This window comes from Pantoea sp. Lij88 (genome assembly GCF_030062155.1).
In the GTDB taxonomy this organism is placed as follows: Bacteria; Pseudomonadota; Gammaproteobacteria; order Enterobacterales; family Enterobacteriaceae; genus Pantoea.
This window is the reverse complement of sequence record NZ_CP118269.1, coordinates 3,193,305-3,207,857: the sequence shown is the minus strand read 5'-3', so window position 1 is coordinate 3,207,857 and position 14,553 is coordinate 3,193,305. Positions and strand designations below refer to the sequence as shown.

11 protein-coding genes are annotated in these 14,553 nt (G+C 54.7%); all 11 read left to right on the top strand.

Features of this window, described 5'->3' with window-relative positions; all coding sequences use genetic code 11:
• Positions 1-38 precede the first annotated feature (38 nt).
• The 11 genes from bamA (at position 39) to PU624_RS18895 (ending at position 14,513) form a co-directional block, all read left to right on the top strand.
• Positions 39-2,450 (top strand): outer membrane protein assembly factor BamA, encoded by a 2,412-nt coding sequence (gene bamA, locus PU624_RS18945; protein WP_283546195.1) that lies wholly within the window; start codon positions 39-41, stop codon positions 2,448-2,450.
• 110 nt (positions 2,451-2,560) lie between these two features.
• Positions 2,561-3,058 (top strand): molecular chaperone Skp, encoded by a 498-nt coding sequence (skp, locus tag PU624_RS18940; protein ID WP_003852644.1) that lies wholly within the window; start codon positions 2,561-2,563, stop codon positions 3,056-3,058.
• Positions 3,059-3,061: 3 nt separating this feature from the next.
• Positions 3,062-4,087 carry a UDP-3-O-(3-hydroxymyristoyl)glucosamine N-acyltransferase gene (gene lpxD, locus PU624_RS18935; RefSeq protein ID WP_090964414.1) on the top strand — a complete coding sequence of 342 codons (1,026 nt, stop codon included), beginning with the start codon at positions 3,062-3,064 and terminating at the stop codon, positions 4,085-4,087.
• Between the two features lie 152 nt (positions 4,088-4,239).
• The gene (gene fabZ / locus PU624_RS18930; RefSeq protein ID WP_003852639.1) at positions 4,240-4,695 is read left to right on the top strand and encodes a 3-hydroxyacyl-ACP dehydratase FabZ; all 456 of its coding nucleotides are present in this window, start codon (positions 4,240-4,242) and stop codon (positions 4,693-4,695) included.
• A gap of 3 nt (positions 4,696-4,698) precedes the next feature.
• Positions 4,699-5,487, top strand: a complete 789-nt coding sequence (gene lpxA / locus PU624_RS18925; protein WP_003852636.1) for an acyl-ACP--UDP-N-acetylglucosamine O-acyltransferase — start codon at positions 4,699-4,701, stop codon at positions 5,485-5,487.
• 3 nt (positions 5,488-5,490) lie between these two features.
• A complete protein-coding gene (lpxB, locus tag PU624_RS18920; RefSeq protein WP_283546194.1) occupies positions 5,491-6,639 on the top strand; it encodes a lipid-A-disaccharide synthase in 1,149 nt (382 codons plus the stop codon).
• Complete coding sequence (gene rnhB, locus PU624_RS18915; protein ID WP_283546193.1) at positions 6,632-7,258, top strand: ribonuclease HII; 627 nt, start codon at positions 6,632-6,634, stop codon at positions 7,256-7,258. The genes lpxB and rnhB overlap by 8 nt, the downstream gene beginning before the upstream one ends.
• 31 nt (positions 7,259-7,289) lie before the next feature.
• Positions 7,290-10,772, top strand: coding sequence for a DNA polymerase III subunit alpha (gene dnaE / locus PU624_RS18910; protein WP_283546192.1), 3,483 nt, complete (start codon positions 7,290-7,292; stop codon positions 10,770-10,772).
• A 12-nt stretch (positions 10,773-10,784) separates the two neighbouring features.
• Complete coding sequence (accA, locus tag PU624_RS18905; RefSeq protein ID WP_003852630.1) at positions 10,785-11,741, top strand: acetyl-CoA carboxylase carboxyl transferase subunit alpha; 957 nt, start codon at positions 10,785-10,787, stop codon at positions 11,739-11,741.
• 168 nt (positions 11,742-11,909) lie between these two features.
• Positions 11,910-14,060: a lysine decarboxylase LdcC gene (locus tag PU624_RS18900; RefSeq protein WP_283546191.1), complete on the top strand. Its 2,151-nt coding sequence runs from the start codon at positions 11,910-11,912 to the stop codon at positions 14,058-14,060.
• Between the two features lie 63 nt (positions 14,061-14,123).
• Entirely contained in the window at positions 14,124-14,513 is a 390-nt protein-coding gene (locus PU624_RS18895; protein WP_283546190.1) for a VOC family protein, read from the top strand.
• The last annotated feature ends 40 nt before the right edge of the window (positions 14,514-14,553 follow it).

The window sequence follows — 14,553 nt, the reverse complement described above, 5'->3', positions numbered from 1 at the left end:
AACATTCGAGGGATGTGTTAGGAAAACGCATAACAACGATGGCGATGAAAAAGTTGCTCATAGCGTCGCTGCTGTTTAGCAGCGCCACCGTTTACGGTGCAGACGATTTCGTGGTGAAGGATATTCATTTCGAAGGGCTGCAGCGAGTCGCCGTCGGCGCGGCTCTGCTGAGCATGCCAGTACGGGTTGGCGATACGGTGAATGACGATGATGTCAGAAATACCATTCGCTCGCTGTTCGCTACTGGCAACTTTGAGGATGTTCAGGTCCTGCGAGACGGTACAACGCTGATTGTCCAGGTCAAAGAACGTCCTACCATTGCCAGCATTACCTTCACCGGTAACAAAGCGGTGAAAGAGGATCAGCTCAAACAAAATCTGGAAGCCTCAGGCGTGCGGGTCGGCGAAGCGCTGGACCGAACCACTATCTCTTCTATCGAGAAGGGACTTGAGGATTTCTACTACAGCGTAGGTAAATATACCGCTAACGTGAAAGCCGTGGTCACGCCACTGCCACGTAACCGTGTTGATCTGAAGCTGGTCTTTACTGAGGGTGTCTCTGCCAAAATTCAGCAGATCAACATCGTCGGTAATAAAGCCTTCAGCTCCGATGAACTGATTTCCCGTTTCCAGCTGCGCGATGAAGTGCCATGGTGGAACGTCGTCGGCGATCGTAAATATCAGAAACAGAAACTGGCGGGTGACCTCGAAACCCTGCGCAGCTTCTATCTGGATCGCGGCTATGCACGTTTCAACATCGATTCGACGCAGGTCAGCCTGACGCCTGATAAAAAAGGCATCTACATCACGGTAAATATCACCGAAGGTGACCAGTACAAAATCGCTGGCGTGATCGTCAATGGCAGCATGGCGGGCCATTCCGCAGAAATTGAACATCTGACCAAAATTCCGGCAGGCGAGCTCTATAACGGCGCCAAAGTCACGAAGATGGAAGATGACATCAAGAAACTGCTGGGCCGCTACGGCTATGCCTATCCGCGTGTCGCAACGCAGCCAGAAATCAACGACGCCGACAAAACCGTAAAACTGCACATCAACGTGGATGCGGGTAACCGCTACTACGTGCGTAACGTCCGTTTCGAAGGTAATGACACCTCTAAAGACTCGGTGTTACGTCGCGAAATGCGTCAGATGGAAGGCGCGTGGCTGGGCAGCGATCTGGTTGAACAGGGTAAAGAGCGTCTGAACCGCACCGGCTACTTTGAAACCGTCGATGTGGATACGCAGCGTGTGCCAGGTTCACCGGACCAGGTTGATGTGGTCTACAAGGTTAAAGAGCGTAACACCGGTACCTTCAACTTCGGCGTCGGCTACGGCACCGAAAGTGGTGTGAGCTTCCAGGTTGGGGTAACGCAGGATAACTGGCTGGGCACCGGTAATACCGTGGGCATCAGCGGGACCAAAAACGATTACCAGACCTATGCTGAATTCTCGCTTACTGACCCTTACTTCACCGTTGACGGTGTGAGTCTGGGTGGTCGTCTGTTCTACAACGACTTTAAAGCGGATAATGCGGACCTCTCTGACTATACCAACAAAAGTTATGGTCTGGATGGCACGCTTGGCTTCCCGGTTAACGAAAACAACACCCTGCGTGTGGGTCTGGGCTATGTCCACAATGACCTGTCAAACATGCAGCCGCAGGTTGCGATGTGGCGTTATCTTGACTCGGTTGGTAAGCCGCAGCAGATCGATGATAAAGGCGAGTTCTCAGCAGATGACTTCACCTTTAACTACGGCTGGACTTACAACACTCTGGACCGCGGCTTCTTCCCGACATCCGGTAACCGCACCAACCTGAATGGTAAGGTGACGATTCCAGGTTCGGATAACAGCTTCTATAAGGCCACGCTGGATACTCAGCAATATGTGCCGATTAACCAGGATCGGACCTGGGTGCTGTTGGGTCGTGGTCGCGTCGGTTATGGCGATGGACTCGGCGGCAAAGAGATGCCGTTCTATGAGAACTTCTACGCCGGTGGTTCAAGCACGGTTCGTGGCTTCCAGTCCAATACCATTGGACCGAAAGCAGCCTACCTGAATAACAACTCGTCGAACTGCCGGATTGCTGATCCAAATGGCGTCTGTAAGTCTGACGATGCGGTGGGCGGTAACGCCATGGCGATTGCCAGCCTTGAGCTGATCACGCCAACGCCGTTCCTGAGCGAGAAGTATGCTAACTCCGTTCGTACCTCGGTGTTTGTCGATGCCGGTACCGCGTGGGATACCCATTGGGAAAATACGGCGGAAACGCGTGCGGCAGGCATTCCTGACTACAGCGATCCAAACAACATTCGTGTATCAAGCGGTGTTGCGCTGCAGTGGATGTCACCGCTCGGCCCGCTGGTGTTCTCTTACGCCCAGCCGTTTAAGAAAGTCGATGGAGACAAGTCAGAGCAGTTCCAGTTTAACATTGGTAAAACCTGGTAATGTTCTGAGCAAGGATGCATAGCTGAAGTATTGCTGCCGGGCAGCACCTGTTGCTGTTCCGGGGCAAACACTGTGTCGCTGACACAAACGTTGATGGTAAGGAGTTTATAGTGAAAAAGTTGTTGTGTGCCGCAGGTCTGGGTCTTGCTTTAGCGGTTTCCGCTGGTGTTCAGGCTGCCGACAAAATTGCAGTGGTAAACGTGTCCAGCATTTTCCAACAGTTACCGCAACGTGCGACTGTTGCTAAACAGCTGGAAAACGAGTTCAAAGGCCGTGCAACTGAGTTGCAGAGCCAGGAGCGCGATCTGCAGACTAAAATGCAGCGTCTGCAGCGTGACGGTTCTACCATGAAGGCTAGCGAACGCAGCCGTATGGAAAAAGATGTCATGTCTCAGCGTGAAGCTTTCTCTTCAAAAGCGCAGGCTTTTGAGCAGGATAATCGCCGTCGTCAGATGGAAGAGCGTAACAAGCTGCTGAGCCGTATTCAGGATGCCGTTAAGAAAGTCGCTGACAGCGATGGTTATGACGTCGTGATCGACGCTAACGCGGTGGCTTATGCTTCAAACGCAAAAGACATCACTGCTGACGTGCTGAAACAGGTTAAATAATTCATGTCATCTATTCGACTGGCTGATTTAGCCCAGCAGTTGGATGCAGAATTGCACGGAGATGGCGATATCGTCATCTCCGGCATTGCTTCTATGCAATCCGCCACAACTGGTCAAATCACTTTTCTTGCAAACAGCCGTTACCGCGAGCAACTCGCCCTGATTAAGGCCTCAGCCGTGGTGCTGACGGAAGCGGATCTGGAGTGGTGCAATACCGCAGCGCTGGTGGTGAAAAACCCCTACCTGACCTATGCGCGTATGGCACAAATACTCGATACCACCCCACAGCCAGCGCAAAATATCGCCCCAAGCGCGGTGATCGACCCCTCAGCCCGACTCGGGAGCAACGTCGCCATTGGCGCCAATGCCGTGATCGAAGCGGACGTTGAGCTGGGCGACAACGTGGTGATTGGTGCAGGATGTTTTGTTGGCAAAAAAACCCGTATCGGCAGCGGAACCCGTCTCTGGGCCAACGTCTCGGTTTATCATGAGATCGAAATCGGCCAGGATTGTCTGATTCAGTCAGGTACCGTGATCGGTTCTGATGGTTTCGGTTATGCCAACGATCGCGGTAACTGGGTGAAAATCCCGCAGTTAGGCGCGGTAATTATCGGCGATCGCGTCGAAATAGGTGCCTGCACCACCATCGATCGCGGTGCGCTTGATAACACTCTGATCGGCAATGGTGTTATCATAGACAACCAGTGCCAGATCGCTCACAACGTAGTTATTGGTGACAATACTGCGGTTGCAGGCGGTGTGATCATGGCGGGTAGTTTGAAAATTGGACGTTACTGTATGATTGGCGGTGCCAGCGTCATTAACGGCCATATGGAAATCTGTGACAAAGTAACGGTGACCGGTATGGGTATGGTCATGCGTCCTATCACAGAGCCAGGCGTTTATTCGTCAGGCATTCCGCTGCAACCCAACAAAACCTGGCGTAAAACTGCAGCGCTGGTGATGAACATCGATGATATGAGCAAACGCTTAAAAGCCATCGAGCGCAAGGTCGGCAAAGACGACTAACCGCCATCCCAAAACTGACCGGCTTTCATAATAAAAATGTTAAGCAGGGAAGCCCGGCGCCACAGTACCTATTTGCGGCCTGCGGAAGATCATTTTGATCTGTGCAGGCCGTGTTATTGATGTCATCAGATTTTTAGGACAGGAAGAGTATTTTGACTACTGAAACTCATACTCTGAAAATTGAAGAGATTTTAGAGCTGCTGCCGCACCGCTATCCGTTTCTGCTGGTAGATCGCGTGCTCGAATTTGAAGAGCACAAATACCTGCGTGCAGTGAAGAACGTTTCTGTTAATGAACCGTTTTTCCAGGGGCACTTCCCTGGTAAACCGATTTTTCCTGGCGTTCTGATCCTGGAAGCGATGGCGCAGGCCACCGGTATTCTGGCGTTTAAAAGCGTAGGTAAACTGGAGCCAGGCGAACTCTATTACTTTGCCGGTATCGACAGTGCCCGCTTCAAGCGCCCTGTGGTACCAGGCGACCAAATGATCATGGAAGTCACTTTCGAGAAAACCCGCCGTGGTCTGACCCGCTTTAAAGGCGTGGCGACTGTGGACGGTAAAATCGTTTGTGAAGCGACCATGATGTGTGCCCGCAGCCGGGAGGCATAATTCGTGATTGATCCAACCGCCACTATCCATCCCAGTTCTGTCATCGAAGAGGGCGCTATCATTGGCGCCCGCGTTCACATTGGCCCGTTTTGCTTTATTGGCGCGAATGTAGAGATCGGTGAAGGAACAGTACTGAAGTCACACGTTGTGGTGAACGGCCACACGCGTATCGGTAAAGATAATCAGATCTATCAGTTCGCCTCCATTGGCGAAGTGAATCAGGATCTGAAATATGCCGGTGAGCCAACACGGGTTGAGATCGGTGATCGCAACCGCATCCGTGAAAGCGTGACGATTCATCGCGGCACCACGCAGGGTGGCCATGTCACCACCGTGGGCAGCGATAATCTGCTGATGGTGAATGTCCACATTGCGCATGACTGCGTGATTGGCAACCGCTGTATCTTCGCCAACAACGCCACCCTGGGTGGTCACGTGACGGTCGATGATTTCGCCATTATTGGCGGCATGACAGCGGTACATCAGTGGTGCATCATCGGTGCTCACGTGATGGTAGGTGGCTGTTCCGGCGTGGCGCAGGATGTGCCGCCTTACGTTATTGCGCAGGGCAACCACGCGACGCCGTTCGGGATCAATATTGAAGGTCTTAAGCGCCGTGGCTTCAGCAAAGAGTCGTTGCACGCCATTCGCAATGCCTACAAGCTGCTCTATCGCAGCGGCAGAACGCTGGAAGAAGTGAAGCCGGAAATCGAAGCCATCGCGCAGCAGCACAGCGAAGTGCAGCCTTTCTACGACTTCTTCACCCGTTCAACCCGTGGATTAATTCGTTAATCCATGTCAGCGCGTCCTTTAACGATTGCCCTGGTCGCCGGAGAAACCTCCGGCGATATTCTTGGTGCAGGTCTCATTCGTGCCCTGAAAGCCCGTCATCCTGATGCACGCTTTGTCGGCGTGGCGGGACCACTGATGCAGGCTGAAGGGTGCGAAGCCTGGTATGAGATGGAAGAGCTGGCAGTGATGGGCATCGTCGAGGTGCTGGGTCGCCTGCGACGTCTGCTGACAATCCGCCGCGATCTCACCCGGCGCTTTACCGAACTCAGGCCCGATGTCTTTGTCGGCATTGATGCACCCGATTTCAATATCACGCTGGAAGGCAATCTCAAACGCACGGGCATTCGCACTATCCACTATGTCAGCCCTTCGGTGTGGGCATGGCGGCAAAAGCGCGTGTTTAAGATTGGTCGTAACACCGATCTGGTGCTGGCCTTCCTGCCGTTTGAAAAAGCCTTCTACGATCGCTATAACGTTCCCTGTCGCTTTATCGGCCACACCATGGCGGATGCCATGCCGCTGCAACCCGATAAACTGGCTGCGCGCCGTCATCTCGGCATTGCCGATGATGCGCTCTGTCTGGCCCTGCTGCCCGGCAGCCGTGGTGCGGAAGTGGAAATGCTTAGCGCTGATTTCCTGAAAACAGCTCAACTGTTGCGTCGTCACTATCCGGCGCTGGAAATCGTGGTGCCGCTGGTTAATGCCCGTCGCCGCGAACAGTTTGAGAAGATCAAAGCCGACGTCGCTCCTGAACTGCCGATGCATCTGCTGGATGGTCAGGGACGTGAAGCGATGATTGCGAGCGATGCCGCACTCCTGGCGTCAGGTACTGCCGCACTGGAGTGCATGCTGGCAAAATGCCCTATGGTCGTCGGTTATCGCATGAAGCCGGCCACTTTCTGGCTGGCGAAACGGCTGGTGAAAACCCCCTACGTTTCGCTGCCAAACCTGCTGGCAGGGCGGGAGCTGGTCAAAGAGTTACTGCAGGATGAGTGTCAGCCTGAAGCCCTGGCAGCGGCGTTAGATCCGCTGCTGCATGCCGGACCTGAGCGCGAAACCCTGCTGCAGACGTTTCATGAATTACATCAACAGATCCGCTGGAACGCCGATGAGCAGGCAGCGGATGCGGTACTGGAGCTGGTGAATGCCTGATTTTATCTATCCTGTCGCCAGCCTGATTGCCGGTGTGGACGAAGTCGGTCGCGGTCCGCTGGTTGGCGCGGTGGTGACTGCTGCCGTGATCCTCGACCCGGCGAACCCGATTACCGGTCTTGCTGACTCGAAGAAACTGTCGGAGAAGCGCCGCCTGGCGTTGTATGACGAAATCAAAGAGAAGGCGCTGGCATGGAGTCTGGGACGTGCAGAACCTGAAGAGATCGATCAGCTCAACATCCTGCACGCCACCATGCTGGCGATGCAGCGCGCGGTCGCTGGCCTGAGTATTCAGCCCGACTATGTACTGATTGATGGTAATCGTTGCCCGGCGCTGCCCATGCCTTCACTGGCCGTCGTTAAAGGGGATAGCCTGGTTGCCGAAATCAGTGCGGCATCGATCATCGCCAAAGTATCGCGGGATCGTGAGATGGCCGAACTGGACCTGCTGTTCCCGCAGTATGGCTTTGCGCAGCACAAAGGTTATCCGACGGCGCTGCATATGGAAAAACTGACGCAATATGGCGCCACGCCGCACCACCGTCGCAGTTTTGCGCCCGTACGCAATGCGCTGCTTGATGCTGAAGTACTGGCTGCACGCCAGACCCTTACGCTTTAATAGCCTGACGCTGTTTTAACCGGAAACTGATATGGCTGAACCCCGTTTTATACATCTGCGTGTCCACAGTGACTATTCGATGGTTGATGGCCTGGCGAAAACCGGGCCGTTGATCAAGAAAGCGGCTGCCCTTGGCATGCCTGCTATCGCGATAACCGACTTCACTAACCTCTGTGGTCTGGTGAAATTTTACGGTGGCGCACACAGCGCAGGGATAAAGCCGGTCATTGGTGCCGATTTCAACGTTGCCAGTGAGCTGATGGGGGATGAACTGACACAGCTTACCGTGCTGGCGTCCAGTAACACCGGCTATCAGAACCTGACGCTGCTGATCTCCCGCGCCTATCAGCGTGGTTATGGCGTGGACGGGCCCATCATCGATCGCGACTGGCTGATTGAATTGCAGGAAGGATTAATCCTGCTGTCCGGCGGACGCCGTGGTGATGTGGGTCGCAGCCTGCTGCGTGGCAACAGTGCCCTGGTGTCGCAGTGCCTGTCGTTTTATCAGCAGCATTTCCCCGATCGTTACTACCTTGAGCTGATTCGTACGGGCCGTCAGGACGAAGAGAGCTATCTGCATGCCGCAGTGGAACTGGCGATTGCAGAGGGAATACCGGTCGTCGCCACCAATGAAGTCTGCTTTATCAATGCAGAAGATTTCGATGCGCACGAAATTCGCGTTGCCATTCATGACGGCTATACGCTGGATGATCCCAAGCGTCCACGCAACTACAGTCCTCAGCAATATATGCGCAGCGAAGAGGAGATGTGCGAGCTGTTTTCGGACATCCCGGAAGCGCTGGAAAACAGCGTAGAGATTGCTAAGCGTTGTAACGTCACGGTGCGGCTGGGTGAGTACTTCCTGCCGCAGTTCCCGACCGGTGACATGACCACGGAAGATTATCTGGTGGTGAAATCCCGTGAGGGCCTGGAAGAGCGTCTTGAATTCCTCTTCCCGGACGAAGCCGAACGTCTGGAGAAACGCCCGGAATATGATGAGCGTCTGGAGATTGAGCTTACCGTTATTAACCAGATGGGCTTCCCCGGTTACTTCCTGATCGTAATGGAGTTCATCCAGTGGTCCAAGGATAACGGCGTGCCGGTCGGACCCGGCCGTGGTTCGGGTGCCGGTTCGCTGGTGGCCTATGCGCTGAAAATCACGGATATCGATCCGCTGGAATTTGACCTGCTGTTCGAACGCTTCCTGAACCCGGAACGTGTCTCGATGCCCGACTTCGACGTCGACTTCTGCATGGAGAAACGCGATCAGGTGATCGAACACGTCGCAGATATGTACGGACGTGAAGCGGTTTCCCAGATTATCACCTTCGGTACCATGGCGGCCAAAGCGGTTATCCGCGATGTGGGCCGCGTGCTGGGTCATCCGTATGGTTTTGTCGATCGTATTTCAAAACTGATCCCACCCGATCCCGGTATGACGCTGGAAAAAGCCTTTATCGCTGAACCGCAGCTTCCTGCGATGTATGACGCCGATGAAGAGGTGAAAGCGCTAATCGACATGGCGCGCAAGCTGGAAGGGGTCACGCGTAACGCCGGTAAACATGCGGGTGGCGTGGTCATCGCGCCCACGAAGATCACCGATTTTGCGCCGCTCTATTGTGATGAGCATGGACAGTTCCCGGTCACGCAGTTCGATAAAAACGATGTGGAATATGCCGGCCTGGTGAAGTTCGACTTCCTGGGTCTGCGTACGCTGACGATCATCGACTGGGCGCTGAAGATGATCAACCCGCGCCGGGAAAAGCAGGGGCTGGAGCCGATCGATATCGCCTCTATCCCGCTGGATGATAAGAAAAGCTTCGATATGCTGCAGCGTTCGGAAACCACCGCGGTGTTCCAGCTTGAATCGCGCGGCATGAAAGATCTGATTAAGCGCCTGAAGCCCGACTGCTTCGAAGATATGATCGCACTGGTGGCACTGTTCCGTCCGGGTCCGCTGCAGTCCGGCATGGTAGATAACTTCATCGACCGTAAGCATGGCCGTGAAGCGATCTCTTACCCGGATATCCAGTGGCAGCACGAAAGCCTGAAACCGGTACTGGAGCCGACCTACGGCATCATCCTCTATCAGGAACAGGTGATGCAGATCGCCCAGGTTCTCTCCGGCTATACCCTGGGCGGTGCAGATATGCTGCGTCGTGCAATGGGTAAAAAGAAACCCGAGGAGATGGCCAAACAGCGTTCAGTCTTCCGTGACGGCGCTGAAAGTATGGGCATCGACGGCGAACTGTCGATGAAGATCTTCGATCTGGTCGAAAAATTTGCAGGCTATGGCTTTAACAAGTCACACTCTGCGGCTTACGCGCTGGTCTCCTATCAGACCCTGTGGCTGAAAGCGCACTATCCGGCTGAGTTCATGGCGGCGGTAATGACTGCCGATATGGATAACACCGAGAAAGTGGTGGGCCTGGTCGATGAGTGCTGGCGTATGGGGCTGAAAGTTCTGCCGCCCGATATCAACTCTGGTCTTTATCCGTTCCACGTCAATGAAGCGGGCGAGATCGTTTACGGTATCGGCGCGATCAAAGGCGTGGGTGAAGGCCCGATCGAAGCGATCATCGATGCCCGTAACGAAGGCGGATATTTCCGCGAACTGTTTGATCTCTGCGCCCGTACCGACACCAAAAAGATCAACCGTCGGGTGATGGAAAAACTGATCATGTCCGGGGCTTTCGATCGCCTCGGACCGCATCGCGCCGCGCTGATGAGTTCACTCAGCGACGCGTTAAAAGCCGCCGATCAGCATGCGAAAGCGGAAGCGATTGGTCAGGCCGATATGTTTGGCGTGCTGGCCGAAGAGCCGGAGCAGGTGGAGAAATCCTACGCCAGCGTCACGCCCTGGCCTGAGCAGGTGCAGCTGGAGGGTGAACGGGAAACGCTCGGGCTATACCTGACCGGCCACCCGATTAATCAGTATCTGAAAGAAATTGAGCGTTACGTTGGCGGGGTGCGACTGAAAGATATGCATCCTACCGATCGGGGAAAAATTACCGTGGCGGCCGGTCTGGTGATCGCCGCACGCGTAATGGTCACCAAGCGCGGCAACCGAATTGGTATCTGTACTCTGGACGATCGCTCCGGTCGTCTTGAGGTGATGTTATTTACCGATGCGTTAGATAAATACCAGCAGCTGCTGGAGAAAGACCGAATCCTGATCGTCAGCGGACAGGTCAGCTTTGATGACTTCAGTGGCGGGCTTAAAATGACCGCTCGTGAAGTCATGGACATCGACGAAGCTCGCGAAAAATACGCGCGCGGACTTGCTATCTCGCTGACGGACAGGCAAATTGATGACCAGCTATTAAACCGACTCCGTCAGTCCCTGGAACCCCATCGATCAGGGACTATTCCGGTGCATCTCTACTATCAGAGAGCCGACGCGCGAGCGAAGCTGCGCTTTGGTGCAGCGTGGCGAATTTCGCCCAGCGATCGTTTACTTAACGATCTGCGCTCGTTGATTGGATCGGAGCAGGTGGAACTGGAGTTTGACTAGAACAGGAACATTATGAGTCTTAATTACCTGGATTTTGAACAGCCAATTGCAGAACTGGAAGCGAAGATTGATTCGCTGACTTCGATTGGTCGTCAGGATGATAAACACGTTAATCTGGATGAAGAAGTTCAGCGTCTGCGTGAGAAAAGCGTTGAGCTGACCCGTAAAATCTTCGCTGATTTGGGCGCATGGCAGATCGCTCAACTGGCGCGTCATCCGTTACGTCCTTACACCTTTGACTACGTTCGCAATGCTTTCGACGATTTCGATGAGCTGGCGGGCGACCGTGCTTACGCGGATGACAAAGCGATTGTGGGCGGGATTGCGCGTCTGGATGGACGTCCGGTGATGATCATCGGGCACCAGAAAGGCCGTGAAACCAAAGAGAAGATTCGCCGTAACTTCGGCATGCCAGCACCGGAAGGCTATCGCAAAGCGCTGCGCCTGATGGAGATGGCTGAGCGTTTCAAAATGCCAATCATCACCTTCATCGACACACCGGGTGCGTATCCGGGCGTGGGCGCGGAAGAGCGTGGGCAGTCTGAAGCGATCGCCCGTAACCTGCGTGAAATGTCTGGCCTGAAAGTACCGGTAATCTGTACGGTCATCGGTGAGGGCGGTTCTGGTGGTGCGCTGGCGATTGGCGTGGGCGATAAAGTGAATATGCTGCAGTACAGCACCTATTCAGTCATCTCGCCGGAAGGCTGTGCCTCAATTCTGTGGAAAAGCGCTGACAAAGCGCCGCTGGCCGCTGAAGCGATGGGCATTACCGCTCACCGCCTGAAAGAGCTGAAGCTGATTGACTCCGTGATCCCTGAGCCGCTGGGGGGCGCACATCGCCGTCCGGTTGATATGGCGCAGTCACTGAAGCAGCAGCTGCTGGCTGACCTGGCCGATCTCGATGGACTCAGCACTGAAGAGTTGCTGGATCGTCGTTATCAGCGCCTGATGAGCTACGGCTACGCCTGATTTAGCTTCATCAATAAAAGCGGACTCCGGTCCGCTTTTTTTATGTCGCCGGTTTATCGCCACTCCCCATCCGACGCCTTTCAGCCTCATCTGATCGTCCCCTTGCTACACCTTCCCTGGGTTAGCGGTTATGCTTGTCCGGTTGCACAACAATCACGGAGATGGGCATTGAATATTCTGGCGATCATGGGCGCGCACGGCGTGTTTTATAAAGATGAACCGTTACGCGAACTCGACGCGGCGTTAAATCTGCAAGGCTTCCAGCTGCTTTACCCGAAAAACAGTGACGATCTGCTGAAACTGATCGAACACAATCCGCGTATTAGCGGCGTCATCTTCGACTGGGATGCACACAACAGTCCGGAACTGTGCGGTGAGATTAATCAGCTCAACGAATATCTGCCACTGTATGCCTTTATCAACACCCACTCGCAGATGGACATCAGCATCAATGAGATGCGTATGCCGCTGCATTTCTTTGAGTATGCGCTGAATGCCGCCGACGATATCGCGCTGCATATCCGGCAATATACCGATGACTATCTCGACCACATTACGCCGCCGCTGACTAAAGCGCTGTTCACCTATGTGAAAGAGGGCAAGTACACTTTCTGCACGCCAGGCCATATGGCGGGCACCGCCTTTCAGAAAAGCCCGGTCGGCTGCCTGTTTTACGATTTCTTCGGGGCTAATACCCTGAAATCAGACATCTCAATTTCCGTTACCGAGCTGGGTTCGCTGCTGGATCACACCGGCCCGCACCTTGAAGCGGAAGAGTATATCGCCCGCACTTTTGGCGCCGAGCAGAGTTACATGGTGACCAACGGCACTTCAACGTCGAACAAAATTGTCGGCATGTATGCCGCCCCGGCCGGCAGCACCGTGCTGATTGACCGTAACTGCCACAAGTCTCTGACGCATCTGCTGATGATGAGCGATCTGATTCCGATCTGGCTGAAGCCGACCCGCAATGCGCTGGGGATTCTCGGCGGTATTCCGAAGCATGAGTTCACCCGCGAGAGCATTACGCAGAAGGTGGCGACCACCGATCGCGCCACCTGGCCGGTTCATGCGGTGATCACGAACTCGACTTACGATGGTCTGCTCTACAGCACCCAGTACATCAAAGAGACGCTGGATGTGCCGTCGATTCATTTCGATTCGGCCTGGGTGCCTTACACCAATTTCCACCCGATCTACGCCGGTAAAAGCGGCATGAGTGGCGACCGTGTCCCGGGCAAAGTGGTATATGAAACGCAGTCGACCCACAAACTGCTGGCGGCGTTTTCGCAGGCGTCCATGATTCACATTAAAGGCGACTACGACGAACAGACGTTTAACGAAGCCTACATGATGCACACCACCACTTCGCCGAATTACGCCATCGTCTCTTCGATTGAAACTGCCGCCGCGATGCTGCGCGGTAATCCCGGCAAGCGACTGATTAATCGCTCGGTGGAGCGGGCGTTGCACTTCCGTCGTGAGATTCAGCGCCTGCGTGAAGAGTCCGACAGCTGGTTCTTTGATATCTGGCAGCCGGAACAGATCGACGAAGCGCAGTGCTGGGCGATCCAGCCCGGTGAAGAAGAGTGGCACGGATTCACTCAGGCCGATCGCGATCACATGTACCTCGATCCGATCAAAGTTACTATCCTGACGCCGGGCATGAGCGAGCTGGGTGAGATGGCAGACGAGGGGATCCCGGCGGCGCTGGTGGCTAAGTTCCTTGATGAGCGCGGCATCGTGGTGGAAAAAACCGGCCCCTACAACCTGCTGTTCCTGTTCAGCATCGGCATCGACAAAACCAAAGCGATGAGCGTGCTGCGCGGTCTGACCGAGTTTAAACGCGCCTACGATCTCAATCTGCGGGTGAAGAACATGCTGCCGGATCTCTACGCCGAAGATCCCGACTTCTATCGCAATATGCGCATTCAGACGCTGGCGCAGGGGATCCATCAGCTGATCCGCCATCATGACCTGCCGCGTCTGATGCTGCAGGCGTTCGATGTGCTGCCAGAAATGAAGATGACGCCGCATCAGGCGTTTCAGCAGCAGGTGAAGGGCAACATCGAAACGGTGGATCTCAGCGAACTGGTCGGGCGGGTGTCGGCCAACATGATTCTGCCTTATCCGCCAGGCGTTCCACTGGTGATGCCGGGCGAGATGATTACCGAGAAGAGCCGTGCCGTGCTCGACTTCCTGCTGATGCTCTGCAGCATTGGCCGGCATTATCCAGGCTTCGAAACCGATATTCATGGTGCCAGCCTGACGGAAGAGGGCGAGTACCGCGTCCGCGTGCTGAAAAACGATCCCGCTTAACTCTTAAACCACTCACAGCGGCAGGGTGTCTGCGGACAGCCTGCCCGAATCAGGACATTCACTATGTTGCAGTTAACCGCTATTCACCACATCGCCATCATCGCGTCCGACTATCAGCGCAGCAAAGCGTTCTATTGTGACGTGCTGGGCTTTCGCCTGATGGGCGAATATTACCGCGAGGCGCGCGATTCCTGGAAAGGCGACCTGGCCTTACAGGATCGCTATACCATTGAGCTGTTCTCTTTCCCTGAGCCGCCGGCGCGGGTCAGCCATCCCGAAGCCTGTGGCCTGCGTCACCTGGCCTTTACCGTGCCGGATGTGGCCGCTGCTGTCGCCACGCTGGCCGATAAAGGTGTTATCTGCGAGCCGATTCGCATCGATGAACTGACCGGTAAACAGTGTACGTTCTTTGCGGATCCGGATGGTTTGCCGCTGGAGCTGTATCAGGCGTAAAATAGCGTGCTCAGCGGGCGACATTCAGTGGCCCGACTTT